This window comes from Nitrospira sp. BLG_2 (assembly GCF_049222245.1).
Window position 1 is genome coordinate 1 of sequence record NZ_JBLYIG010000741.1, and the last position, 24246, is coordinate 24246.

At 46.1% G+C, this 24246-nt stretch carries 26 protein-coding genes and 1 pseudogene; 20 read left to right on the top strand and 7 right to left on the bottom strand.

From position 1 onward, the window contains the following. From ACOSYY_RS19730 to ACOSYY_RS19745, 4 genes are all read right to left on the bottom strand, one after another. A partial coding sequence (locus ACOSYY_RS19730; protein ID WP_421664667.1) for a hypothetical protein occupies nucleotides 1-525 on the bottom strand: 525 nt, incomplete at its 3' end. 8 nt (nucleotides 526-533) lie between these two features. Continuing rightward, nucleotides 534-2723 carry a Vgb family protein gene (locus tag ACOSYY_RS19735; protein ID WP_421664668.1) on the bottom strand — a complete coding sequence of 730 codons (2190 nt, stop codon included), beginning with the start codon at nucleotides 2721-2723 and terminating at the stop codon, nucleotides 534-536. Nucleotides 2724-2732: 9 nt separating this feature from the next. Further along, on the bottom strand, nucleotides 2733-3158 hold the full coding sequence (locus ACOSYY_RS19740; RefSeq protein WP_421664669.1) for a hypothetical protein: 426 nt from the start codon (nucleotides 3156-3158) through the stop codon (nucleotides 2733-2735). Nucleotides 3159-3166: 8 nt separating this feature from the next. Then, entirely contained in the window at nucleotides 3167-3655 is a 489-nt protein-coding gene (locus ACOSYY_RS19745) for a hypothetical protein (RefSeq protein ID WP_421664670.1), read from the bottom strand. Between the two features lie 365 nt (nucleotides 3656-4020). On the opposite strand from ACOSYY_RS19745, the gene ACOSYY_RS19750 reads away from it, so the two are divergent. The 20 genes from ACOSYY_RS19750 to ACOSYY_RS19845 all read left to right on the top strand — a co-directional run bounded on the left by ACOSYY_RS19750 (nucleotide 4021) and on the right by ACOSYY_RS19845 (nucleotide 16297). Beyond that, nucleotides 4021-5073: a hypothetical protein gene (locus ACOSYY_RS19750; protein ID WP_421664671.1), complete on the top strand. Its 1053-nt coding sequence runs from the start codon at nucleotides 4021-4023 to the stop codon at nucleotides 5071-5073. Nucleotides 5074-5143: 70 nt separating this feature from the next. After that, on the top strand, nucleotides 5144-5737 hold the full coding sequence (locus tag ACOSYY_RS19755) for a TrmH family RNA methyltransferase (RefSeq protein ID WP_421664672.1): 594 nt from the start codon (nucleotides 5144-5146) through the stop codon (nucleotides 5735-5737). A 7-nt stretch (nucleotides 5738-5744) separates the two neighbouring features. After that, nucleotides 5745-5984 (top strand): hypothetical protein, encoded by a 240-nt coding sequence (locus ACOSYY_RS19760; protein WP_421664673.1) that lies wholly within the window; start codon nucleotides 5745-5747, stop codon nucleotides 5982-5984. Continuing rightward, nucleotides 5984-6190 carry a hypothetical protein gene (locus tag ACOSYY_RS19765; protein ID WP_421664674.1) on the top strand — a complete coding sequence of 69 codons (207 nt, stop codon included), beginning with the start codon at nucleotides 5984-5986 and terminating at the stop codon, nucleotides 6188-6190. The genes ACOSYY_RS19760 and ACOSYY_RS19765 overlap by 1 nt, the downstream gene beginning before the upstream one ends. Next, nucleotides 6180-6554 (top strand): hypothetical protein, encoded by a 375-nt coding sequence (locus ACOSYY_RS19770; protein ID WP_421664675.1) that lies wholly within the window; start codon nucleotides 6180-6182, stop codon nucleotides 6552-6554. The genes ACOSYY_RS19765 and ACOSYY_RS19770 overlap by 11 nt, the downstream gene beginning before the upstream one ends. After that, nucleotides 6544-6870 carry an HNH endonuclease gene (locus ACOSYY_RS19775; RefSeq protein ID WP_421664676.1) on the top strand — a complete coding sequence of 109 codons (327 nt, stop codon included), beginning with the start codon at nucleotides 6544-6546 and terminating at the stop codon, nucleotides 6868-6870. Before ACOSYY_RS19770 ends, ACOSYY_RS19775 begins: the two co-directional genes overlap by 11 nt. A 45-nt stretch (nucleotides 6871-6915) precedes the next feature. Next, nucleotides 6916-8004 (top strand): ATP-binding protein, encoded by a 1089-nt coding sequence (locus tag ACOSYY_RS19780; RefSeq protein WP_421664677.1) that lies wholly within the window; start codon nucleotides 6916-6918, stop codon nucleotides 8002-8004. A 224-nt stretch (nucleotides 8005-8228) separates the two neighbouring features. Further along, on the top strand, nucleotides 8229-8594 hold the full coding sequence (locus ACOSYY_RS19785; RefSeq protein WP_421664678.1) for a hypothetical protein: 366 nt from the start codon (nucleotides 8229-8231) through the stop codon (nucleotides 8592-8594). Then, entirely contained in the window at nucleotides 8575-9462 is an 888-nt protein-coding gene (locus tag ACOSYY_RS19790; protein WP_421664679.1) for a zincin-like metallopeptidase domain-containing protein, read from the top strand. The genes ACOSYY_RS19785 and ACOSYY_RS19790 overlap by 20 nt, the downstream gene beginning before the upstream one ends. Next, nucleotides 9459-9686 (top strand): hypothetical protein, encoded by a 228-nt coding sequence (locus ACOSYY_RS19795; protein ID WP_421664680.1) that lies wholly within the window; start codon nucleotides 9459-9461, stop codon nucleotides 9684-9686. The genes ACOSYY_RS19790 and ACOSYY_RS19795 overlap by 4 nt, the downstream gene beginning before the upstream one ends. Continuing rightward, entirely contained in the window at nucleotides 9683-10138 is a 456-nt protein-coding gene (locus tag ACOSYY_RS19800) for a thermonuclease family protein (RefSeq protein ID WP_421664681.1), read from the top strand. Before ACOSYY_RS19795 ends, ACOSYY_RS19800 begins: the two co-directional genes overlap by 4 nt. Nucleotides 10139-10428: 290 nt before the next feature. Further along, complete coding sequence (locus ACOSYY_RS19805; RefSeq protein ID WP_421664682.1) at nucleotides 10429-10962, top strand: macro domain-containing protein; 534 nt, start codon at nucleotides 10429-10431, stop codon at nucleotides 10960-10962. A gap of 60 nt (nucleotides 10963-11022) precedes the next feature. Next, nucleotides 11023-11469 carry a hypothetical protein gene (locus tag ACOSYY_RS19810; protein WP_421664683.1) on the top strand — a complete coding sequence of 149 codons (447 nt, stop codon included), beginning with the start codon at nucleotides 11023-11025 and terminating at the stop codon, nucleotides 11467-11469. Between the two features lie 2 nt (nucleotides 11470-11471). Then, nucleotides 11472-12089: an RNA ligase family protein gene (locus ACOSYY_RS19815; RefSeq protein ID WP_421664684.1), complete on the top strand. Its 618-nt coding sequence runs from the start codon at nucleotides 11472-11474 to the stop codon at nucleotides 12087-12089. A gap of 144 nt (nucleotides 12090-12233) precedes the next feature. Next, on the top strand, nucleotides 12234-12506 hold the full coding sequence (locus ACOSYY_RS19820; protein ID WP_421664685.1) for a hypothetical protein: 273 nt from the start codon (nucleotides 12234-12236) through the stop codon (nucleotides 12504-12506). Between the two features lie 198 nt (nucleotides 12507-12704). Then, a complete protein-coding gene (locus ACOSYY_RS19825) occupies nucleotides 12705-13163 on the top strand; it encodes a DUF3846 domain-containing protein (RefSeq protein ID WP_421664686.1) in 459 nt (152 codons plus the stop codon). Nucleotides 13164-13202: 39 nt separating this feature from the next. Beyond that, nucleotides 13203-14891, top strand: coding sequence for an AAA family ATPase (locus ACOSYY_RS19830; RefSeq protein ID WP_421664687.1), 1689 nt, complete (start codon nucleotides 13203-13205; stop codon nucleotides 14889-14891). Between the two features lie 126 nt (nucleotides 14892-15017). Further along, nucleotides 15018-15368 carry a hypothetical protein gene (locus ACOSYY_RS19835; protein WP_421664688.1) on the top strand — a complete coding sequence of 117 codons (351 nt, stop codon included), beginning with the start codon at nucleotides 15018-15020 and terminating at the stop codon, nucleotides 15366-15368. Between the two features lie 52 nt (nucleotides 15369-15420). Continuing rightward, entirely contained in the window at nucleotides 15421-16026 is a 606-nt protein-coding gene (locus ACOSYY_RS19840; RefSeq protein WP_421664689.1) for a hypothetical protein, read from the top strand. 1 nt (nucleotide 16027) lies between these two features. Next, nucleotides 16028-16297: a hypothetical protein gene (locus tag ACOSYY_RS19845; RefSeq protein ID WP_421664690.1), complete on the top strand. Its 270-nt coding sequence runs from the start codon at nucleotides 16028-16030 to the stop codon at nucleotides 16295-16297. Between the two features lie 195 nt (nucleotides 16298-16492). On the opposite strand, the gene ACOSYY_RS19850 is transcribed toward ACOSYY_RS19845, so the two are convergent. The 3 genes and pseudogenes from ACOSYY_RS19850 to ACOSYY_RS19860 all read right to left on the bottom strand — a co-directional run. Continuing rightward, the gene (locus ACOSYY_RS19850) at nucleotides 16493-22990 is read right to left on the bottom strand and encodes a glycine-rich domain-containing protein (protein ID WP_421664691.1); all 6498 of its coding nucleotides are present in this window, start codon (nucleotides 22988-22990) and stop codon (nucleotides 16493-16495) included. Nucleotides 22991-23003: 13 nt separating this feature from the next. Continuing rightward, nucleotides 23004-23432 carry a hypothetical protein gene (locus ACOSYY_RS19855; protein WP_421664692.1) on the bottom strand — a complete coding sequence of 143 codons (429 nt, stop codon included), beginning with the start codon at nucleotides 23430-23432 and terminating at the stop codon, nucleotides 23004-23006. Nucleotides 23433-23510: 78 nt separating this feature from the next. Continuing rightward, nucleotides 23511-24246 (bottom strand): annotated as a pseudogene (locus ACOSYY_RS19860) (hypothetical protein); the annotation flags it as partial.

Here is a 24246-nt window from a genome sequence, read left to right on the forward strand (position 1 = left end):
ATCGCCGTCTACAACATGTGGTGAATATGTGGTGCCTTTAGTTGGCAGTGTGACTTCTGTTTGTGATCCGAAGCTTGTGTCCATTTGGGTAGTTTTAGTATTTACCCAAACACCTACTGTTGGGCTATACGCGCTACTACCGACATAAAGAAAAGTGCCATCATTATAGATAGCTCCAGACTGTCTTCGACTGCCAGGGCCAGGGGACCATAGATTTGTACTACTAACTTCTAACATGGTGGATGTGTCAGTTTTAAGAACTAGCCCTGCGTTAGCGTCTGTAATTGGTAAATCCGAATGAGTTGTAAATACATATCCACCTAGAACAGTGCAAGCAAGTGTATTTTCTTTGCTTAGAGTTGCAACGGCAGTTTGGGCAAAAGGTGAAATAGTGGTTTTCACCACTCTTCCTGCTGCCGCTGCTGGCGCACTTGTATTGTAGATGTATGTGCCGTCTGTAACGAAATCTAAACAGTTATCATTACCAGAGGTAAATGTTACATTAGCTCCTCTAATTAATGGCATTTTCCTCCTTATGAATAAGTATCATATTTACCTGATATGGTTATAACCGTGTCAACATCGAGTGTGTAAGATGTTCCAACCCCACTGGTAGTCACTTTCCACACTTTACCATTATAATCATTAACCCACAAATTGCCGTCTGGTCCTTCACAAATATTTGTGGTATCATTTAAGTTAGCACCTGTTAAAGTATAAGTAGCTGATATTGACCCGCCTGTTGTGATTTTGAATACTTTATCAGTTGCATCTGTGACCCATAATAAACCATCTGGTCCTTCACAAATACCTCGCGGAAATAGTCCAGTAGCAGCATATGATGTAGGCGTTCCAGCAGTTGTGACTTTCCAAACTGCGCTTACACCGTCAGCCACCCACAAATTACCATCTGGACCACTACAAATGCCGTAAGGGGTTGAGGATGGTAAGGAATAAGAAGTGGCCACACCAGTTGTAACATCTACAGTCCACACCAAACTAGCATTGTCAGCTACCCACAAATTGCCGTCAGGTCCATTACAAATGTCCCATATAACAGCACTAGGTAGTTGGACATAAAATATTGTCTCGCCAGTAGTTATATCTATTTTCCACACATAATCCGAAAGGCCATCCGCCATCCACAAATTTCCATCAGACGCCTCGCATATAGTTTTAGGGGTTAAAAATGAAATTAGATTATATGCGGTTGAAACACCACCAGTTGTGACCTTGATTCCATGATTTCTAAAGTCTGCTACCCATAAGTTAAAGTCTGTTAAACTTCTAGAAATTGCTCTTGGTGAACTGAGTGGTGATGTAATTACAAAATAAGGAGTCCCTACACCTAACGTTGTGACCTTCCAAACTTTGCCAAACGATGCTCCTCCTCGATCTGCAACCCACAAGTTGCCATCAAATGGACCTTCGCAAATACCCATTGGTTCACAATTAGACAATGACAAGGTATAGGATGTAGGTGTACCAGCATGTGTTACATTCCAAACTTTGCCAAGTTGGTCCGATACCCACAAATCGCCAAAATAACAAATTCCTGTTGGAATTGCGAGAGAGCCTAGTGAATACGCTGTTGCCACACCCAATGTTGTCACTTTCCACACTTGGCCGCTTGCAGCAGTATCACATAGCCATAAATTACCATCAAAACCACTGAAGCAAATCCCTGTTGGGGTTCCACCTGTTAATGCATATGAAGTTCCACTCCCGCCGTATGTTACTTTCCATACAAAGCCAGTTGCATCAGCAACCCACAAATCACCAGCATAGTCAACAATACCTGTGAAAATTCCCCCTATGAAATATGGAGTGCCTGTTCCAGAAGGCGTCACTTGCCAAACATAACCGTCTCTAGCACATACATAAAAATTACCATCAGAAGCAGCACAAATGCCTGAAAGCGGTTCGCTAAGAGATAGCAAGTAAGGCGTAGCAACACCTGCGGTAGTCATCTTCCAGACGTACCCAAGATTATCACACATCCATAAATTACCATCTATGGCGGTGCCGTCGCATATGCTGTTTGGCTGAGGTGAAATTGGAGAATGATCTGTGAAAGCAGGAGTAGTTGTAGTCTCCCAAATTCTATAGTTATAAAAATCTGTGATCCATAAATTACCATCTGAACCTACTGTTATATCTCCCAAAGTTCCATTGGTTTGTGGGCCTAAACCAAAAGTGGTATCGGCTTGACTGTTGTACCAAGAAATTGCCCCTGCCGTAGTAACCTTCCATAATCTTTGTTCAAAGCCATCATTGACCCATAAATTACCATCTGGTCCGCTCACAATTGCTTTCGGACGTGCAAGACAGATAACATCACCTGTCAAATTATAAACCATAAACTTGAAAAACTGTGGGACTGAATCCACTAACACGCTGCCTATGTACTGATTCGCTGTATTAGTGGCTGCGGCTCTGGTCCATTGCACCCTTAACAGTTCCGCATTATTGATATCAGGATCATCGTAGGTTATGCCGCCGTCTACGCTCTTTAATAAATACAAATAAACATATGGAGTTCTGCTTGTGGGAGCAGTTGCGGCTAGGGGTATTGTGACAGAAAACTGTACTTCTATGGTCATATACCCTGTGGATGTATTGTTATAAGCAGCAGATACAGCGGTGCTGCCATTTGCTAAGCCATTTAAGTTAATACTTAGATCAATATTGGAATTAAATGTTTGTGTTCCTGTGATAGCCACAATACCCCTTTATGATATTTCGACGGTTTTGGCACAATACTTAATGTAATGATTACTTCCTGTCGAATCTAATGCACCACCTGTGTTATTGACAACCATAATCTTGAAAAACTGTGGTAATGATTCAACCCTTACGCTAGATGTATACGCGGTCGTTGCAGCAGGTGTGCTTATTTGCCTCATTAATTCTGGATTATTAATGTTTGTGGAGTCATCGTAATCTGTGCCACCATCTACAGAACGCAGGATGTAAACCGAAACAGTCGGAGTACCTGCAATTGTGCCTGTAGTAATTTTTATTTGAAATTCTGCCGCCAGAAAACCATTGGTTGAATTATCTATGGCATTGGAAACTGCCGTGCTACCATTAGCCAAACTTGCCAATGTTATTGTGACGGTTTGATTGGCTGTGTAAACTTGCTTCGCTGTTGCCATTCTTCTCCTTAAAATACTTGTAATACTTTGCTGGCATATTTAATGTAATGATTGCTGCCAGTTGAGTCTAGGGTTCCGCCCGTGCCATTATAAACCATGAACTTAAATATAGCTGGCAAATTCTCGATCCTTATGCTCGACTTATAGGTTGTATTGATCGCTGGCGTATAAAGAATTTGCAGCAGTTCAGGATTGTTCGCTTTGATTGTTGCAGCAGTTGTAACGGCTTGGCCTGGACCTAGCACTGTATCGAATACTCCAGATGTACTGCCATCTGTTGTCCTTAATAAATAAATTCCAACTCCCGCCTCGTCATACAAACCACCTGTGCTAACCGTCCCGCCAGTTCTAATTTGAACTTGAAGGTCCATAGACATATAGCCGCTACTTGTATTATCAATGGCGTTTGATATAGCTAAACCAAAGTTAGCCAGACTAGCAATAGTGATCGTCGCCGCCTGATTATTAGTGTAAACCCATTTTGCTGTAAGTGCCATCAACCTTATATATGCAAAAATTCTTCTTTTTGTCTAAATTGAACCAACAGCGATTGTACTACCGATTGGTGTTGAAAAAATTCTGGCTCCTGCGTATTATGTGGTAGCCGCACTCTTGCGGTTTCCTTTTGACATTGCCGATTTTCGTAGTATGGTAGTGGATGGCACTTTGCCACTACTGTTCTTTGAAAACTCGGAATCCACTGGCTTCGCTTGGAGCTACTGAAGTTCTGGTCACTATCTGGCAACAACCGTGTCTTTGTAGGGAAATCAAAGACTAGGTATCGCTCGTTGCTACCCACATGAGGAACTGCCATTGTACCTGTGTGGGACAACCCAAACCCAAACCAGAAGGCAGGCAATCAATGCGAGCGAATCGTCTGAGTAAGACTGAATTGAAGGAAATGTGTGAAATTATGTCCATCGGTAATACGGCGCTTCGTGAGTGCGCTGCTATGATGGGCATGAATGCACGCGACTTTCGCGGGAAGTTGTTTAACGATGAACTAGACACTTCCGCCCTTACCCCTGAACAGATCGAGAAGTTGGAAGCGGCCAAGCCGCTTATCAACGCCGTTCGTGAGAAGTGCGAAGAACCAGTCCTCGCCAACTTCCAGCGACTAATTGCTGAACAGTCATGGCTTGCAGCACGCAACACCGCTGATGCCACAAATGCACGGGAAGAGTTCATGCAGGAAGGCAATCTAGCGGTTCTGCATGGTATCTATGGCTACACTGATACCAAGATTGCTCTATCTACCTATATGTGGCAAGCGATTCGCCACAGTATCTTCGATACTGTGAATCACCTGAACCCGCTTTGCCCATTGACTAACGAGGCTCTGGACCTTGTTAGTCGCGTTCAGGAAATCAAGGGTAATAACCCTGATATGTCTGATGAACGAGCAGTAGAAATCCTGGGATTTACCTCCAGCGAAAGCGAAGTCTTCTTCCGTGCGACCACTCGCGTTGTAAATGAAGACTGGAACCATGATACTCCAGTGGTCGGTCTGCCTGGTTCCACTAAGAATCATGCCGACGACTACACTGCGAATCGCAAGTGCGTTGACCGAGACTTCAAGGAAGTCTTCTTCGTGCGTAAGGAAGCGCGTCAGGCTATCAAGGATGCTGACCTGAGTGATTTTGAGTTGGCGTGCGTGATGGGTGAAGTCTTCCCTTATCATGGCTGGAAGGAAGACGTTGCCAGCAAGCATATCAATCCGCGAACGGGAGAACGGTTCACCCGTCAGAACGTTCAATATGCGCTTGAGCGGGCAATGAATAAGATTCGGCAGGCTTACTTGACTCCACCCAAGGTTCATCTGGAGAATCCAGCAGTCGATAATTTCTTCGATGAATGGGACGCGGAGCGGGCAGTCCAAAAGGATTTGGAATCCCGTGGTAAGTCCGAACAATAAATACCCAAAAGGGGGCTATACATAGTAGCCCCCTTTTGGTATAATATGGCTTCCAAAATAGGAATTAAATATGTCTACTGTAGAATCTGCCGTTTGGGGTAAGAATAAGGCAAAGCAAGGCATTGCGCCTGCGGTCGCTCTCTGTAATCCCAAATACCCCCATAACGTCGGAGCCGCATTACGGGCCTGCTCATGCTTCGGATTCAAACAATTATGGTTCAGCGGCAACCGCGTACCGATGGAAGCCAACAAGGATAAGGGATATAGACTCCCCCGCGAAGAACGGATGAAAGGCTATAAGGAAGTAGACCTTATTAACTACGACTACTTCTTTGACCAGTTTGATCGCACGGTTACTCCTGTTGCCGTGGAGTTGCGAGAGAATTCAGAATTACTTCCGCAATTCGTCCACCCCGAAAATCCGCTATATGTATTCGGACCAGAAGACGGCAGCATTCCGCAAGTGGTCTTAAAGCACTGCCATCGCTTCGTGGTGATCCCGACCGCCCATTGTGTCAATTTGGCTGCTGCTGTATATCTGATTCTATATGATCGGATGCAGAAGCGTATTGCCGAAGGCATAGAACCTATGCGACCAATGAGCGAGTATTTGAAAGAACAACGTGGATTCATTGAAAGTGATTTTGATGACCTGTTTGAATAAATAGGTCATGGAAGAATTACAGCACCAATTAAAGAAAAAACTCGCTGCATTGGAATCATCGACCGTTGAAGCGCAGGCACTATCCAACTCAATGCAGAAGCAAATGGGCAATCTGCAATGCCTGGAACTTCATACTTTGGTCACATTACTAACCAAAATTTCAGACCGCTTAACCTTGATCGAGAAAGATTTAATCTTGATTAAGGTAGATGTTGAAAGATTAAATAAAGTCATAGAGGGAAAGTGATGAATCTCCATGTTCACGGTCGGCACCTGGGCAATGCCCGATTTGATCCTAAGAACATTGTCTCCAACTTCGCCGTCCATGAAGACAACGTAACGTTGCGGCTGGATGATAAGGCTAATCTGGCCTGGTGGCTGGAAGTTGACATTCCCAAGGAAGTCCTCCAGCAGCTTCTCAAGGAAATGGAACTAAACGAACATGGGGCTTGATCGCTTCGTATTGTTTGATAAAGAAAAGCCCACGTTGGAAGAATTGAAACTAATTCTTGAAGACTACCTGGGTGGGCTTGGCAACATTGACTACCAAGAAAATTGCTGGTTTGTAATCTTCCCTGGTGCGCCATCATTTCCATTCAAGCGGTCGCACCCTGACCATGCTTGGGCTGGGGCGAGCCTACATAGCGAACGTTGGTTTGAAGTCTACGTTGGTTCCCTGAATCAAGAGCATGGCGAGAATATGGGACCAAATGTAGATATCATCACTCGCTTTCAGGATGAAATTATTGGCAATATAGCCGATGGCTTTGCCAAACTATTGAGAAGGTTTTACAAGGCAAAGTCCGATGAAGAATAAAAAGAAACAAATACGGGATGATTTCCGCGATGCAGTTTATGAACGCGACGGTCATCAGTGCGTCATGTGCGGCAAGCGTGAATGTAAGTTAGATGCTCACCATATTCAGGATCGCCACCTGATGCCGAATGGCGGTTATGTCCTAGAGAACGGCATTACACTTTGCGCTGGCATAGATCAAAATAATTGCCACTGGAAGGCTGAACAGTACCACGCTACAGGCTTGGCTTACCCTGGATTCAGTCCAGATGATTTATTTCAGAAAATCAACTCTAACTTGGACAAAGCAACCGAGGCTAGTCTAAGGCTAGAATAAACAACTGCCATTGTACCTTGTCGAGTAGACAAGTGGAGAGACACTATGGCTGGTCAGCGTTATCTTGAGTTTTTCAATCCGTCTTTGGGTAAGATGCCTTCCGTAGAAGCACGCAAAGCATACTTGGACCCGTCTAACCCTGTTTCCCCTTACTTCGGCTTCATCGGCAATCGCCGTGCCGTGGATAAGCTCATTCGCATCGACTTTGAGGCGCTTGGTCGTTTTAATCATGCCTGCAATGACCTGAATATTGCGTTCATCGGTCAGGCTGGTTGTGGTAAGACCGAACTTGCGCGTCGTCATGCAAAGGCTAATAAATTGCCTTTAGTTGAGATTTCCCCGAAGTCCGTGAAGCAGGCGCATGATGTTTTCCGTTTGATGGCGGCTGCGTGCGAACAGGCGAAATTGCCGCTTATCGAACTTGGTCGGGAAGATAATTATGTCCCACCGCCCATTAATGTTTTCATTGATGAAGTTCACGCTCTGTCTGCGCCTGTCGTTGACGGGTTGCTCAAAGCGACGGAACACAATGATGCCATGTTGGTTACGGAAAAGGGCGTCACGGTCAATTGCAAGAATGTTCACTGGATGATTGCTACAACTGACCGTGGCAAGTTGTTCGATGCTTTCGATACGCGGTTTACGAAGTGTATCCTCAATCTTTACACCAAGGATGAGGTTGCAAAGATTGTTCAGGTTAATAACCCTGAATGGGATATGAGCGTTTGCCGTCTGGTTTCTCATTTCTGCGGTCGCGTTCCGCGTGAAGCGTTGGCTTTTGCGCGGGAAATGCGTCTGGAACACAATATGAATCCTTATGAGCCGTGGACTAAGGTGGCTCATACGGTAGCAGAAGATAATGAAATCGACCCGTTTGGCATGTCCTACAAGCGTCTGGCAATTCTCAAGGCATTGGGGAATGGTCCCGTTGCTGAAAAGCGTCTGCCGATTATTGCAGGCTGCAAGGCAGAAGAATTGGAGAAGTTCATTCTCCCGTGGCTGCTGGCCACTACTGACGATCAGGAAGCGTTAGTCACTGTGTCTTGCAAGGGTTATTCCATTACCGAAGCGGGCATTAAGGAACTCGATCTTCGTAAACTACCGCATAAGGGGCAGGACGCTATGGCAGCATAGCGTCCTGATTTTATATGAATACCTGGGATGGCGATAAGCCTGAATGCTGCGACCTATGCCAAACCCCAATCGAAGAGGTTTTCGTGGATGGTAAAACCATCCACGGACCTTGGGGCATTATGTGTGCTGTATGCGCTATGAGCAAAGGGGTTGGGTTAGGTGAAGGTATGGGTCAATTATACATTAAGGTTGGCGAAGTATTTGTAAAAGCACAGGGGTAATAAATGTTCACTTACCGCGATATTAAGATGATTCTGGATCAAATGAAGCCTGAACATCTGGATCAACCAGCGCAGGTATTCATGTCTCAGCCTGACGGTGACAAGCCAGTACCTCTTTGCCCTGTCATTGGTTTTCATACCATTGAGTATTTCGTGGCTGGCTCCGAAACTGGTGAAGAATGCCAGAAGACACGCAGCAGCGAAGACAATGAGCATCATCCAGAACATTATGTGTTCTTAGCAGATGAGAACCCATTCGCAGAGGATGGTGCGATTGCATACGATCTTATGACAGGAGAAGCCATTTACGGCAAAAACAAGAAGAAGGAAGTAGAAAACAATGAGTTCCATGACACGTTCCCTGAATGACAGCATCATGCTCCGTCGCGGCATTAACAAACGCATTATCAGAGCATTGGAGGACCGCATCCTGCCGTGGCAAAAGCCGTGGGTAGGTCATGGGGAAGGTGTCGGTTATCCACGCGAAGTCGGTACAGGGAAGAAATTCTTCGGTATTAACTTTCTTCTGCTCCAGATGGCAGCAAGGGAGCATGGTTTCACCAGCAGTTGGTGGGGCACTGCTAAGCAATTTGAATTGCTCGGCACTAGGGTCCGCAATCGCCCTGATAGTGTCCCATTGGGCAATTGGTCTACTGAAACCATCCTCTATAAGAATGATATTGGCAACGTTATTACGGTTTCATCCATTGTGTATAACACTGACCAACTTGGCCAATCGTTGATTCAATATTCCCCTAATCCTAGAATTACACCTTTCTACGAGCAGGCGGAAAGAGTGTTGCATTCTACGGGGGCCAAGATTAAGCACAATTCCGACCGAGAAGCCTACTATTTTTATCCGCCGCATGACTTTATTACTATACCTACCAAGGCTTGCTTTGAAGCGGGCTGGGGTGGGTTGCCAGGTTATTATGAGTCACTGGCGCACGAACTACTTCATTGGACTGAAACCCGTCTACGGGTTAATACTGAGTTTGATGAAAGTATTCGTGAACTAAGGGCGGATATTGGAGCAGCAATGTTGGTTGAGGAACTTGGGGTTCCTCATAGCATTTCTTACTCCAATTTCGATAAGTGGTATCGGCAGTGGATTTCACTAATGCACGAAGATGAAAACATTATTTTTAGAGTTTGTGCATCAGCATCCAGGGCTGTAGACTATATTCTCGATTCCAAGGAATTGAGATTCAATCAGATTAATGAGTATGCAGCATGAAAATCAATGAGATTTGGGCCTATGTGTCCGAAGACGAAAAAGGCGAAGAGGGTATCTGTGGCTTTAATGATCCACGCACCAATCAGTGGGTGCCTATGATTTGTGCAGATGAAGAGAGACTTAAATCGTTAAAGCCGTTTGCCCATCAGATAGCCGTCGTCACCAAAAGGAAAGTCAAAATAGTCAAGTTCCATACCCGTGAAGACCTTGGTGAACTTGTATGAGAAAAGCAATTGCTTTCATCGCTCTGCTTATAGTAGGCTGCGGAGACGCCGACAAATATAAAGTTGTCGGTATCTCCGATGGCGATACCATCCGTATCCTTAAAGACAACAAGGAAGTTAGGGTCCGCTTAGCAGGGATTGACTGTCCCGAACGTGGTCAGGCATTCTATCAGCAAGCAAAGAGTTTTACTTCTGAGAAGTGTTTCGGCAAGGAAGTGAAACTGAATATTACGCAGGCAAGCGACCGTTACGGGCGAGTAGTCGCTGACGTGATTCTGCCTGATGGCACGTTGCTATGTTCGGAGTTAGTAAAGGCTGGCTTAGCCTGGCATTATACGCACTTTTCCAAGAGCAAGGTGCTGGAAGATTTGCAGACCGAGGCCAAAGAGAACAAACGTGGATTATGGGGAGATAAAGACCCTATTCCACCTTGGGAATATAGGAAAAAATGAAGGAACCAAAACAGTGTCGATCTAATGATCGACTAAAGGATGTTAGATGCCAGGGCGTCCCTGGACATAAAGGCCCACATTGGGCTTACGATGAAGCTGGCCACTTAATCCGTTGGGTTAATACTAAAGAAAAAGACCCCAAGTGGAAAAACATTGCCTGCTCATGGACACCGCCTGGACATAAGACATACGTTAGTCCAGAGAAAATGGACAAGCATTATTACATGACCATTTGGGCCAAGGAAGAACGAAAGCGCAGACGTGAATCTGGAATAAGTTAAAGGAATACTATGAAAACCATTAGAACTAAATCTTACTGCGACGTATGCGAGAGTAGTTTTGGAAGTTGCCCGTGTTGTGTTCGCTATGTTGATATGTATGAGTATAGAAAGGGTGACTTGTTTGAGTCTGGATGCGAAGCACTGGTCAATACTGTAAATTGCATCGGTATTATGGGAGCGGGCTTGGCTGCTGCATTCAAGAAGAAGTTCCCTAAAATGAACAAGGATTATATCAGGATTTGCAAGGCAAAAGCCTTGCGGCCTGGACTGATGCACATTTGGACGAATCCAAGTGGTGATCCGAAGTACATTATCAACTTCCCGACCAAGGACGACCTATCTCCATCTAAGCTAGAATACATTACCGATGGTTTGGACAAATTGAAATCAGTAGTAGAGTCTAGGGAGATTAAGTCTATTGCTGTTCCCGCTTTAGGCTGTGGGTTAGGCGGTCTATCCTGGGGTGTGGTCAAGACGCATATTGAGAATTTTGCTGAAGATTTGCCTGAAGATACCAAAGTCCTAATCTATGAACCTCTTTGACATTGGCGTTTTTTGTCGTAAAGTATTAGTGCCCACCGCACAACTTTATCGGAGCGTTCCATGAAACGGGGCTATCGTTTTGTAAACTCATGTAATTCTACCCCTCCTCCCTTCTTGGCCAAACTTACTGAAGCAATCGGTCAGTGTTGGAACAGTATGGGGAGCGTTGGCTGTAAATTAAGCCAACATGGGGCCAACAACTACGAAGTGCTATTCTTCCCTGCATTAAGAGAAGTATACGGCGGGAAGAGTGATGGTGAAGTCGTCTTCCCTGGATTTAGCTTCAATGTAGGCAAGTTTGTCAGAGTGTTTGATGCCGAACATGAACCTAAAGTCGCCTTCGATAATCTAAGGCGACAACTAATCCCACATCTATCCTTCAAAGGACAGATTGATGGAGCCAATGTCCAGGTGAATATTCTTGAATGCCCGCCAAGCGGTATGGAAGCAATTGAGAGAGTATATACCAGCGGGCCGAAGAAGGGAACTGTTGAAGCAATTGAGTGATTATGAAAGAATATCCAAAAATACCAAATTACCATAAGTATCTCGACAAGGATTGTATTGCCTTCTATAAAATGGACGGCAGCAATCTTCGCGTAGAATACTCGTCCAAAACTGGATGGTATAAGTGGGGCACGCGGCTCCGTCTGTTCAATGAAACCGACCCTGATTACGGCTGCGCTATCCCTCTCTTCCATAAGAAGTACGCTCAAGACCTGGAAAAGATGCTGGCTAAGTTCTACCCGAAATGCCAAAGCGCCATTTTCTATATGGAATTCTTTGGCCCTAAGTCCTTTGCTGGCCAGCACTTAGCCGACGATGAAAAGGATTTAGTCCTTTTTGATATCAACATCTACAAGAAGGGTTTTATCGACCCTGAAACCTTCCTTAAAGTGACGGAAAGCGTACACACGCCAGAAGTGATTTATCGGGGCAGGCTGACAGAAGATTTCGTCACTGATGTTAGGGAAAAGCGTTTCCCAATTGATGAAGGTGTCATTTGCAAGGGTATGGATAATCCAAAAAATCCACACAGCCAATGGCGATGTAAAATTAAAACGCTGGATTACCTCGCCAAATTAAAGAAAGTTTTTGGCACAGGTTACAACCAGTATTGGGAATAATTTCCCATGTGGATTCCAAGTATTGTGTATGAATTGTCAATTTATCAAAAGATGTGAGAATCAGGAATGCAAACGGTTGACTTGACAATGGGGAAATGTGGATTATTGTAGAAAGGAGTCCTAAGTTCCAGTACGGAGACACCCATGTTGACTGTTGAATCTATCAAGGAAATGGCCATCAATGGCTCGGCTAATATCAAGTATGTAAAAGTGGCAGAAGGGTTTCGCTATGCGATAGCGGGCGGTCCTATTGAGCATCGCCAATTAGTGAAAGACGGAGAGACGCCTATCTCTGCTGGATTCTTTTCACTATTTAAGGATGATTTCTTCCATCTGCATACGATGCCTTCTACTTCTTTGCAACTTGGTCCACAACCCGAAGATGCGGATTTGTTAAGGATGATCTTTTTATCATGAACACTGCAACTCACTGTGCAGAATGCAGCAAGCCCCTTGATAAAAACAAGTATATCCAATCGCCAGATGGTGGGATATGCAAGTATAGAGCTTGGTGTCCTACTTGCTATGAAACTCTTCATAAAGTGAAAATCACTCGCAGAATTGCCACCTGTGCTGCCCGCCCTAGCCCTAAATGGGAAGATGGAGAAAAAACTGATGATGACGAAGAGTATTAAGTGGGCTGTAAAGGAACCGAACAAACCACTGGAAGAAAGAAAATTCGAAATCCAGTACGAAAACGAAGATGAACGTTCTGCCAAGGAATTGAAATTAGCGCAGACCTTGGTAGGCGGTTATGTCGAAATGGTCTGGATCGGTGGCAAGGTGCAAGCCCTTGTCGATGAAGAAGGTATGTATAAGCCGTTGGAACATAACTGCGGTTTTGTCGGTACGATTGTCTTCGTTCACGATGAGGAAGGTGAAGAAGGCAATTTTTGGGGGTCACTCACGGAAGATGAGTTGCGGAAGTTGGATGCCTGGGTTGCTGTACATAATGGTCTACAGCACCCTGGCAACGTTGGTCCCAAGATTTTTTCGGGTGCCGCTGCGGACGAGTATCGTAGGCTGCTTGCGGAAGACAGAAAATCGCAGCAGCGGCAATGGGAATCCTTTTGACATTGCGAAATTTAGGCGTATGATAATGAGGTATGAAGCATGTCATCGGCTGCTGCTTTACTAGCAGTCTTTATAGAAGGTTTATTCTATAAAGAGCATAGTAAGTATCCGCCTAAAGTCAAAATTTCAGGACCAGCATCACTAAACCTTGAGGATATCAAGGTTTATATGCCTGAAATAGATGAATGGAAAGAATCTGAAGAGGAAATTAGAAGAAACGAGTCGCAATACGAGATTGTGGTAAAACCTAAACCAATCGAGGATGATGTAGAAATGTCTACTCCTACTGCTGCTAAGAATGAAATCAAAATGACCTGCAAGGACGTGGAAATCGTTCGTTCAGGCAAGCAAATCGTACTGCCAGTCGGCATGGCTTATGACGAAGGTATTGAATGGCTTCGTCGTAAGCGGGAAGAAGACGAACGTGACATTGGGATTAATTACGAGTTTAATTACTCCCCAATGGACGGCGCGGTGGCGTTCCACCGCGCCTTGGCCGATATTCACGGTTGGGCGGAACTCGTTCCCACTCCTGGCTTCTTCGGCCCCAATCCGCCTGTTATGAAGGCGGTTGCGGTCAGTCTGACGGAGAAGACGCTGGTGCCGTGGGGTCGCGTTATGATCCCTGGCGTCGAAGGCTTCCTCCAGACTGGCATTAAGTCTGACCCAACTCCTCGTTTCGTTATTAACGGGCGGGTCAAGCAGAAGAACAAGGATCAGGTCGCGGCAATTGCCGAAAAGACTGAGGAATTGCTCCGCACCCGTTCCATCTACCGTGGTCAGGCTGTTAAAATCAGCTTCGCCTGGGAACGGGAAGGTCGGGACTTCGATCCGTCCGAACACTGTCCGCAATTCATGCCGCTGGACGGTGTAGCTGAAGATGATCTTATCTTCGGTAGCGAAGTCACCAACGCGCTGAAAATCGGCCTGTTCGCGCCGATTGAATACTCCACGGCTTGCCGTAAGTATAAGGTGCCGCTCAAGCGGGGCGTCCTGCTTTACGGTCCTTATGGTGTTGGCAAGACTCTTACCGCTACCGTTACGGCGCTCAAGGGCGTCAAGGCTGGGTTCACTTTCCTTTACCTGGATAGTGTTCTCGACCTCAAGAAAGGCTTGCAGCTGGCAGCGCAGTACGCACCCGCAATCGTGTTTGCGGAAGATATTGACCGCGTGCTTGAGGGCGAACGCTCTCTGAGCATGGATCAGGTTCTCAATATCATGGACGGCTGCGATACCAAGGGCGGTGAAATCATCACGGTATTCACGACGAACCACGTCGAGAATATCAATCCCGCCTTGCTTCGTATGGGTCGTCTTGATACCCTGGTGGAAGTCAAGCCGCCTGATGAAGTCGCCGCTGTCAAGTTGGTCAAGCTCTATGGACGCGGGCTGTTCACGCCGAACGCCGATTTCACCGAAGTCGGCAAGGTTCTCGCAGGCCGCATCCCCGCTTTCATTCGGGAAGTCACCGAACGGGCTAAGATTGCCGCGATTTACCGTCTCCACGGCGGCAATATCGAGGGTCAAGTCAAGACGGAAGACTTGCTCGGCGCAGCGGAAGCCATGAAGAACCACGCCGATATGCTTGAGCCGAAGCGGAACGAAGTCACCCTTCCGACCAGCCACGCTCATCTGGCGAAGGAACTTCTTAACAACCTCATCCCGTCCGTGGTTGTGAATGAGGAAGACGCTGCAAAGAACGGTAAGAAGGCCGTCTCTGCACGTTAAAATGTCAGGTCCGACTCGCTTAGGGATGGTGGAGTAAAATCCACCATCCCTTTTCTAAATAGGTATATTATGATACACACACTGGATGCTGTCTTTTAGTGCAATTATGCACTAGGAGACACAATAATGGCAAAAAGAAGATGGCGTGGGAAGTTTATGAGACACCCACGAACCCAACAGGAACGCCGCGCAAACCAAGAACGTAATGATCCTTTGGTGCGGGGCAACAGAAAACACCTTCCAACTTCCTATGACGATGTTTGGATTCGTTCCCAAAAGTCTTGGAAGTATCTCGGCAGGAAACAGCAGTATCGTGAAGAAACCAACTACGGTTGGTATCACTACGATTATAACTATTTCGATACCGAGAGTCGTATGGTCGCCAGAAACATCATGAAAAGGCTCGAAAGCCTTGGATGCTTCTACGAACGCACCCGCAATGGCATAAGGTGGTTCGGACCATCTGATCCACGCTAACCAAAAGGGGTGTTTATCACCCCTTTTTTATTGAAACACTAATGATACACTAATGATTCACCATACTGAAACATTTGAATTTGAAACTGACTCGCTCGAAGATTTTGAGCGTATGTTAGAGTGTATCGTCCACACTCTATTTCGCCACCAAAACAGCGAATACACCAAACTCCACATTGCCCACAAACCACCGTCCTATTGGGGCGATGGCAGTGAATATAAGTGGAGCGATAAAGCCATGATCGAAACAGGCGGCAAGATTTATACCATCGAACCTTGTGCTACTTACGGCGGTGCCACCAAATATAAGACAGTCAACCAACACCTTAACTTTGATGAAGCGGCCAAAGAAGCCAGCCATTGCGATAAACTACCCCCAACCCGTCTATGGGTAGCAACCCTGTCTGACTCTTCCTGTAGATTCGAGAAGGGTAAAGACCACTATTGCCAAACGAAATCACAGATGATTAACCGTGCTGCTCATATGATGCAGCAAGCCGACCGTGATAAGAAATCTGAATTTGAGAAACTAAGAACTCCAGAGTGGATGGACAAGGGCGATGGCACTGTAAGAATGGGCTATCGTATCGCTAAGGAATGGGAATCTGGCTCTGAGGTTCTCTATCTATCGCTCTGTCACATCTATTACGGGAAGTGACATGAAAAAGAAACTCCTAGTAATTGGGCAAGGTCGCATTGGTGGAACCTATTGCGAGTCCTTTTGGGGTATTGACACTGATGGCAAAACGGGGTATGAATGCTATCGTTATCCTTTTGCCGAAGAAATTCCACTCATGCTGGCTGACCTAGCCAGACACCGTAAGAAGTTAAGAGAAGAATTGAAAGATTTGGCACAAGCGGAACGACTACTAAAAAGGGCACAAGCCGATGAGCAATTCAGAGCAAGAACCCCGCCAGGATACAAATAACCCTGGATGGAACTACGAAGAAGTTCTCCAGGCAGTCTCAGAACGACTCAAAATGCTCAAAAATAGTTACGAGATAGACGATCCAGCGGTGGCAATCAATCTAGCAAAGTACACCTATTCCCTTACCCTGTTAGCATATAAAAAGGGGCAAGGAAGGTGATAGTTCGCATAGGTATTACCCCGACATTGCGCAGTTTATTGCTTAAATTCTGGTGGATTACCTTGGAAATTACCCCAACCTACTGTTTGGTCGAAGAAAGGCATATATCCACCATCGGTAAATGTCAATGGGCCTGGCAATACACCAAGACGATCCCACGGACAAGGACTGCCGACTATAAACCACGAAGGGTAAATAAAGTCTGCTAGTTTACCATTGTTGTACGAAATTTCATTAACAGGATCACAAACTTCCTTGATGAACTGGCCAGTACGACCAAGAAATGTTACAACTGGTCCAAGTTGTGGAGCGGTGCTAGTTCTTGGATTAATCAACATTTCCAATACTTCATGGTTAAATACCACTTGCCAAGGATTACATCCAGCGGTATCCACGAAAACCCTTCCAATAATTTCAGTCCTTCTGAAGAACCCTAAGAAAGACCTAGTTGTTTCGATGTGATATCCACAAGCACCATCCACATCACTTACTCCACTCCTAATAAATACATTATATCCATTATCAGTTGGTGTTGCCGATCTTTGTAAATTGCAGCCAACTCCCCAATATGGCGCAAAGTCATGGTCGATTTGTAGTTGCTGAAGTTGGATTGCTGCATCAAGTTCTGCATTCGAAATATTCGATTGATTAATAACATGCACGGTTCCTATGTTAGTAACTGGAACCATTGGTGGATTATTCGGACAAGGCGGCGGCAGCGGCGGCACTTGTGGCGGTATTGGAGGCGTAATCGGGAACGGTGGCGGAACCATCGGCTCCATCACTGGTAGTGGTGGAGGAATTGGTATAACTGGTTCGAATTGTTGATAAATCAATTCTATATTAAAAGGTTCCGCTGGAATCTTATTACTTCTAGGTTGATTGTTGCAATTACAATACTGTAGACCACGACTAATAAGTGTGACTGTAGTGTTGCAAGTTCCATTAGGCGTACAGGTAGCCTGTACTCTATATTTATACCTTCCAATACAAGCTTGGCAACCAACAATAGGCGGCGGTGCTGGTGGCAATGCCGCTGCTAATGCTGCCGCACGCATAACCCATCGCATATACTGTTGCGGATTAAATGGATTTGGTGGTGGTGTTGGCTCTGCCAAACCAGCTGCACGCAACGTCGTTCTTCTATATCTTGGAGCAGCGAACGCGCCAGGCTGTGGCGGCTGGTTCATAGTCTCGATATAGAACTGAGTTATTCTGATGTTTGGCGTTGGTGGGTCAACGTTAAACACTTCCAAATATGCTTGTGTTACACGCAAGTTAGAAGAATCAACTTCAGCAGGTAGGAAATACTTCCTACGCATACCGATACCCTTAGTGGTCGTCCATTTATTCAATGGACAAGCATGACTAATCGAAGTATTGGTTTGACCCGTCGTATGCGTCTGGTGAATATCACCACGCTCACCAAAGTTTCTATCGCATTCAACAATAGGAGTAGCAGCCAACGCAGCAGCATACAATACATATTTGCTGTATAGTGGTGCCGTGAATGGTACTGGAGGTGGTGCCTCTTCAACAAAGAACCACTTCCTACGCATACTAATACCCTTGGTAGTAGTATACTGATTTAACGGCGTGCAGTGCATTATGGAATAATTTGTCTGGCCAGTGTTATGATACTGGTGAATGTCTCCTAAGTATCCATAATCACTTGCCCAACTAATTCTAACAGCACCCTTATAACCAGCACTGCCACCCGTTGGACCAAACGTGCTACTACCGCCACCGCCACCTGAGCCGAATGGTAAGCCAGGCGATCCAGCATTAGGAACAACGCCACCTAAACCACCCGCACCACCAAATGGACCTGGAGCCGAACCGCCATCTGCACCGTCCTGCGGTAAAGCACCAGTTAAGCCGTTATTACCATCCACGCCAGGGATAATAACATCGCCTAAACTGTTAGCAACAAGACCACCTAGACCACCGACCTGACCGTTGCCATAGCGACCGTAATCCGCTATGACCGTTGGCGGGTTATCAAACGTACTTACAAAGCCATCAAATCCTTCACCACTTCCACCATCACCGACTTCTACCTGAAATACATCGCCAGGATTAACAGACAGAATAGATGCAGCATAAGCACCAGAGCCACCACCGCCGCCGCCGTCTTCATCTTCGGCAGAATTACCGTTGCCACCACCACCGCCACCACCCAAGCATTCAACCAATATCTCATAAACGCCAGCAGGCACAGTGAAGAATGTAGTACCAACTTGAGTATAAGTTGCTGCAATTGAACGTCCACATAAAGTCAGTGGAGCAGGCGTAGGTTCTGGAGCTAAAGCCGCCGCAGCAATCCACTTACGACGCATACCAATACCCTTGGTAGTCGTCCATTCGTTTAACGCACAATTATGACTGATTGAAGTATTAGTCTGACCAGTTGAGTGACTTTGATGGAAAGTATGTCTGCTGCCGAAGCCAGATGGCAAACTTAGAACCATCCAACCACCGCCGCCTAATCCACCTGGACCACCAACATCAGCGCCACCGCCACCGCCACCACCACCAGCGCCTAATCCGCCAGCAGCACCGCCTGCACCAACAGAATTATCACCTTGTCCACCATTGCCGCCGAAGCCGCCAGTTGGTCCATCGGCACCATTGCCGCCAGTAGAAAATGTAAGTGGAGGAACCCAACCAACGCCAGGGAACCCATCTGCTCCATTAATTGTAAATTGACCAGTGTTACCAGTGCCACCAAGCGGACCATTAGCACCGCCACCAACAACTAGCCCACTGCCGAAATCGGTATTATTGGTTGAACCGCCTGCTCCAACTAAGATTGTATAAGTAACACCTGGAGTAACGGCGATTGTTGATTTGGCATAACCACCTGCGCCACCACCCGTGCCACCTGGCCAACCTTCAACAATAGATGTAGCGCCATTATCACCCGTGCCGCCTGGACCCTGACACTCAACAGTAATTACATAGACGCCTGGAGGCGCAGTCCAATCTGTGCTAATTTCTTCAGTGGCAATAAAGGTATTAGTGATTTCGCTATCGCAAATCGCTGGTGGAGGTACTGGAATTGGCTGTAAAGCAGCAGCAATCCACTTACGACGCATACCAATACCCTTGGTAGTCGTGTAATCATTAAGACCACAATCATGACTTATTGAAGTATTAGTCTGACCCGTAGTATGCGTCTGATGGAAATTACCACGTTCACCAAATGTTCTATCGCAAGCTGGAGGTGGGGCTGGTTCATCCAATCCCGCTGCCCGCAATACCATTCTGCGATACTTTGGAGCCGTAAAACCTGCTGGCTGTGGCGGCTGATCCATGACTTCCAAATAGAACTGAGTTGTTCTAATGTTTGGAGTCGGTGGGTCAACGTTAAATACTTCTAAATAAGACTGAGTAACACGAAGATTCGACGGATCGGTTTCTGCTGCCGCTAAACCTGCGGCATATAGAACATATTTACTATACAATGGTGCCGTAAATGGTACAGGTGGTGGTGGTGGTGGTGGAATTGCACCAATAATCCACTTACGACGCATACCAATACCCTTGGTAGTCGTCCAATCATTAATACCACAACCATGACTAATTGAAGTGTTAGTTTGACCAGTCACATGTGTTTGATGAAAAGTATGTCTGTTGCCGAAGCCAGATGGCCAACTTATAACCATCCAACCAGCACCACCTAAACCGCCTGGCCCGCCAACATCAGCACCGCCGCCGCCACCACCACCGCCTGCACCTAATCCACCTATGCCGCCGCCTGCACCTACACTATTGTCGCCTTGACCACCATTGCCACCAAACCCACCAGTTGGACTGTCGCCACCATTACCACCAGTGGAGAATGTGAGTGGGGGAACCCAACCATTGCCAGGAGAACCATCAGAGCCATTAATTGTTATCGTGCCAACGTTGCCTGTTCCACCAGTAGAGCCAGGACCGCCTGTTCCACCAACAACTATAGAATCAAAATTAGTATCAGTACCAGAGCCACCTGCTCCAATAGTAATTGAATAAACATTGCCTGGAATTACTGCGACAACGGATTCAGCATATCCACCCGCACCGCCACCTGACCCACCTGGCCACCCTTCGACAAAACCATTTGCACCACCATCACCATTTTCACCTGGCCCTTGACACTGCACTTTAACCGAATATACTCCTAAAGGTGCAGTCCAAGTTGTAATAATAGTATCTTCACTAGCAATGTAAGTTTCGTTGCTATCTCTGTCGCAAACTACTGGTGGCACTGGAGGAATAGTCAGAGCAACAGAGCCAACAATCCACCTACGACGCATACCAATGCCCTTAGTAGTGGTGTATTCGTTGATGCCACACGCATGACTAATGGATGTATTGGTTTGACCCGTAGTATGAGTTTGATGGAAATTGCCACGCTCACCAAATGTTCTTTCGCAAACAACAGGGGGAACAGGAGTCTCGCCAAAAACGTGCTTGCTCCGCATACTGATGCCCTTGGTCGTCGTTTGACGATTTAAAGGAACACAGTGCGAAATGCTAAAATTGGTTTGTCCTGTTTGGTGAGTCTGATGGTTAGCAGTTGGGTATCTTTGGGTTGAATATCCACCTTTTCTACCAAATTGGTTGACATAAAATACTCTTACCCAACCTTCACCACCGTAGCCACCAACGCCGCCAGCACCACCGCCACCGCCACCACCGCCAAGTGCCCCATCTTCTCCTGTTAGTCCATAATCTTGACCACCCTGCCCACCGTAGCCACCCGCACCTGGACATTCAGGTTCACCACCTGGAGTACCTTCAGGGCTAAGATCACAAGTTGGTCCAGGTCGCGGGCTAGTGTCGCCATCAAGGAATATTTCACCACTATTCCAATCAATACCAGTGCCATCAATAACGATAGGATAACTTTGACCTGGAATTACAGAAACAACATAATAAGCACACTCGCCGCCAGCACCACCGCAGCCGCCAAAATCGTCACCGCCTTGGGCACCACCTTCGCCATTTTCTTGAATTTGTAATATGATTTCATATACACCATAAGGCGCAACCCAAGTAAAATTATTTCCATTAACGAAGGTTTGTTGCTTGAATGGTTGGTTAAAATTATATACTACATCAAAATTTTCAGGGTCGGAACATGGTTGCGGCGAAGGCGACGGTATTAACGTAGGTGGGAATGGACCAGCCAATCCCGCCGCAATAATAGGTTTCCTTCTTAAACCAATGCCCGTTGTGGTTGTGTATTGGTTGAGTGGAGTATTATGAGATATTGAGCCGTTTGTTTGCCCTGTATTATGTCTGCGATGAATTTTTTGACGCCAACCCAAGCCAGCACATAAAGTAACTATACCTAAACCTGGACCGCCGATACCAGGATCGCCAGCAACTTCGATATTACCGCCTGCACCACCACCGCCTGCACCAATGCCTTGTCCATTTTCACCATTGGTATCTCCATTCCAAACGCCGCCAGCCGCACCACCGCAGCCTGCACCACCATTGAAATTTGTGAAATCGACAAAATCGGCTGGACTGCCATCACCGCCATTTATTGTATAGTCACCAGTACCAGTACCACCTTGCGGTGAACTGCCCGCTTCACCAGAGGCATCACCAGCACTGGTGCCAGTATCACTGATATTAACTGGTATAGTGTCAGGGAATACAGAGTTTAGAGTCATTTCTGCTATTCCCAAGCCGCCACAACCACCACCTTCGCCTATAGCACCATTACCACCACGACCATAAGCAGTAACTACCGCTTTAACAATGCCTCTAGGCACATTAACTGTTGCATTAAGGCTGCTGGGGAATAAACTATCTTGAACAGTAATGGTTCTATATGGAAAAGCACAAACAGGACGTGGTTTGTAGTAGAAACTGCATAACGTGGTTCCCCATTCGGGACCAAAAGCATTATCATCAATGACTTTGGTAGCATTATAAGTTCCAGTTGAACTTACTATTCTGTAACCGTCATTTAATACTACATTTTCATCAAATGTAGGGTCACTTTGTTCAGTACCATTAGTAAAGCTGCCACCCCAAGCACCTGATAGATCATCTTGGTGAAACACTTGGAGAGCAGCATAAAAGAACTCATTACTTTCAACAGATGGGTCTGAATTATTTGTATCTGCTGGACTCGCACTACCAGAATTGCCTACGCTTATATCTTGATGCCAGCTTACGTCACCGTCGTTCGCCCTTACGACACGATAGATAATTTGAGTGAGGCCAGGGGCACCTGAAAAGGTGAAGTCCAAAACATCATTGGCTCCTAGAAAGCCAAAAGCATTATCTAAGTACCAAGTTTCGATGTAAACATCATGGTCGGTGAAGGCACCACCTGTTGCACCATTGGTGAGGTGGGTCAACGAACCAGTGCTATTGGTAATGGAGAGTGTTGACACTCCATTACCAATGTGCGCAATGGTGACTATAAGTAGGTCATGCGGGAGGAGGTTAAGTAAAACAGTTCCAGTACCAGTGGCACCGAACGTCTGACTTTCTGTTCCCGCAACGAAAGTCGTAAACGGCATCTACCTCCAAAGATTATACAGTCGAGAGCTTCTTGCCTTCAAAGATTACGCTGAAGTTAGCTGGAGTTGAATCCAAAGCATCACCAGTGCTATTGACAACCATTAGCTGCCAACGGGAAGGCAATACTTCAATGCTCATAGAGACAGTATAATCCGTAGCATTATCGACTGCTGGGAAGTTGTCGATCAATGTTGCGGTTGATGGGTTATCGGTATCAAATGCTGTACCAGTGCCATCCAAACAACGAAGCATGTAAACATCGAGTGTACCGCTACCAGATACCGCTGCACCAGTTCGGAAGGTAATCTGAACGTCCGCACCAATGTACAAAGTGCTGGAGTTGTTGATTGTGCTAGAAACGGCAGAAGCACCGTCTGCTAAGCTGTCTAGTGTAATAGTAATCGTCTGATTACTCGTTAACAATTGCTGGATTGTGGCCATAATTCTCCTTATTAATTATTTCTTGGGTTTGGCTCTGACTTATATATGCTGGTATTTATAATTTAAACCATTTTCTTATCAACAATTACAAGTCCTTATCGTGCTGTAAGTAAACGGTGGCGGTATAATAGGAGGCGGCTCAAATGCAGCAAACACCTTCCTTCTCATGCCAATACCTTTGGTAGTCGTTTGTTTATTTAGAGGAACGCAATGCGGTATACTGAAGTTAGTTTGGCCAGTTTGATGAGTTTGGTGTATTGAACTTGGGTAATTGTTATCAGTCTCCGTAAATGCACCAAACTGCTTAACAGTAAATATACGAACAAATCCTTCCCCGCCATAACCACCAAATGCACCAGCACCACCGCCGCCACCACCACCGCCTAACACACCATCTTCGCCATCAACGCCGTACCATGTGCCGCCAGCACCGCCGTAACCGTTATCACCACCAGCTTGTGGGCAAAATGGCCAATCGCCATCTGTCCCTGGAGGGTCAGGACCACAAACTCCAAAATTGCCTGGTGATGTATCTCCAGCCACAAAGATTTCACCACTGTTAAAATCAATGCCAGTACCATCAATTACGATAGGATAGCTTTGCCCTGGAATTACTTGAACAACATAGTAACCACATCCGCCAGCAACGCCGCCACAACCACCCTGATCGTCGCCACCTTGTTGTCCACCACCACCGTTACCCTGGATAAATAGTATTATTTCATATACGCCATAAGGTGCAACCCAAGTAAAGTTTTCGCCGTGAGCGAAAGTTTCTACGTTGTATATCTTATTCGAATCAGGGAAATTATCT

Excerpts from the sequence above, each read along its gene's own strand:
- ACOSYY_RS19740 (WP_421664669.1), bottom strand. The coding sequence starts at position 3,158 with ATGGCAACAGCGAAGCAAGTTTACACAGCCAATCAAACCGTCACAATA.
- ACOSYY_RS19745 (WP_421664670.1), bottom strand. The coding sequence starts at position 3,655 with ATGGCACTTACAGCAAAATGGGTTTACACTAATAATCAGGCGGCGACG.
- ACOSYY_RS19750 (WP_421664671.1), top strand. The coding sequence starts at position 4,021 with ATGCGAGCGAATCGTCTGAGTAAGACTGAATTGAAGGAAATGTGTGAA.
- ACOSYY_RS19755 (WP_421664672.1), top strand. The coding sequence starts at position 5,144 with ATGTCTACTGTAGAATCTGCCGTTTGGGGTAAGAATAAGGCAAAGCAA.
- ACOSYY_RS19760 (WP_421664673.1), top strand. The coding sequence starts at position 5,745 with ATGGAAGAATTACAGCACCAATTAAAGAAAAAACTCGCTGCATTGGAA.
- ACOSYY_RS19765 (WP_421664674.1), top strand. The coding sequence starts at position 5,984 with ATGAATCTCCATGTTCACGGTCGGCACCTGGGCAATGCCCGATTTGAT.
- ACOSYY_RS19770 (WP_421664675.1), top strand. The coding sequence starts at position 6,180 with ATGGGGCTTGATCGCTTCGTATTGTTTGATAAAGAAAAGCCCACGTTG.
- ACOSYY_RS19775 (WP_421664676.1), top strand. The coding sequence starts at position 6,544 with ATGAAGAATAAAAAGAAACAAATACGGGATGATTTCCGCGATGCAGTT.
- ACOSYY_RS19780 (WP_421664677.1), top strand. The coding sequence starts at position 6,916 with ATGGCTGGTCAGCGTTATCTTGAGTTTTTCAATCCGTCTTTGGGTAAG.
- ACOSYY_RS19785 (WP_421664678.1), top strand. The coding sequence starts at position 8,229 with ATGTTCACTTACCGCGATATTAAGATGATTCTGGATCAAATGAAGCCT.
- ACOSYY_RS19790 (WP_421664679.1), top strand. The coding sequence starts at position 8,575 with ATGACACGTTCCCTGAATGACAGCATCATGCTCCGTCGCGGCATTAAC.
- ACOSYY_RS19795 (WP_421664680.1), top strand. The coding sequence starts at position 9,459 with ATGAAAATCAATGAGATTTGGGCCTATGTGTCCGAAGACGAAAAAGGC.
- ACOSYY_RS19800 (WP_421664681.1), top strand. The coding sequence starts at position 9,683 with ATGAGAAAAGCAATTGCTTTCATCGCTCTGCTTATAGTAGGCTGCGGA.
- ACOSYY_RS19805 (WP_421664682.1), top strand. The coding sequence starts at position 10,429 with ATGAAAACCATTAGAACTAAATCTTACTGCGACGTATGCGAGAGTAGT.
- ACOSYY_RS19810 (WP_421664683.1), top strand. The coding sequence starts at position 11,023 with ATGAAACGGGGCTATCGTTTTGTAAACTCATGTAATTCTACCCCTCCT.
- ACOSYY_RS19815 (WP_421664684.1), top strand. The coding sequence starts at position 11,472 with ATGAAAGAATATCCAAAAATACCAAATTACCATAAGTATCTCGACAAG.
- ACOSYY_RS19820 (WP_421664685.1), top strand. The coding sequence starts at position 12,234 with ATGTTGACTGTTGAATCTATCAAGGAAATGGCCATCAATGGCTCGGCT.
- ACOSYY_RS19825 (WP_421664686.1), top strand. The coding sequence starts at position 12,705 with ATGATGACGAAGAGTATTAAGTGGGCTGTAAAGGAACCGAACAAACCA.
- ACOSYY_RS19830 (WP_421664687.1), top strand. The coding sequence starts at position 13,203 with ATGTCATCGGCTGCTGCTTTACTAGCAGTCTTTATAGAAGGTTTATTC.
- ACOSYY_RS19835 (WP_421664688.1), top strand. The coding sequence starts at position 15,018 with ATGGCAAAAAGAAGATGGCGTGGGAAGTTTATGAGACACCCACGAACC.
- ACOSYY_RS19840 (WP_421664689.1), top strand. The coding sequence starts at position 15,421 with ATGATTCACCATACTGAAACATTTGAATTTGAAACTGACTCGCTCGAA.
- ACOSYY_RS19845 (WP_421664690.1), top strand. The coding sequence starts at position 16,028 with ATGAAAAAGAAACTCCTAGTAATTGGGCAAGGTCGCATTGGTGGAACC.
- ACOSYY_RS19850 (WP_421664691.1), bottom strand. The coding sequence starts at position 22,990 with ATGCCGTTTACGACTTTCGTTGCGGGAACAGAAAGTCAGACGTTCGGT.
- ACOSYY_RS19855 (WP_421664692.1), bottom strand. The coding sequence starts at position 23,432 with ATGGCCACAATCCAGCAATTGTTAACGAGTAATCAGACGATTACTATT.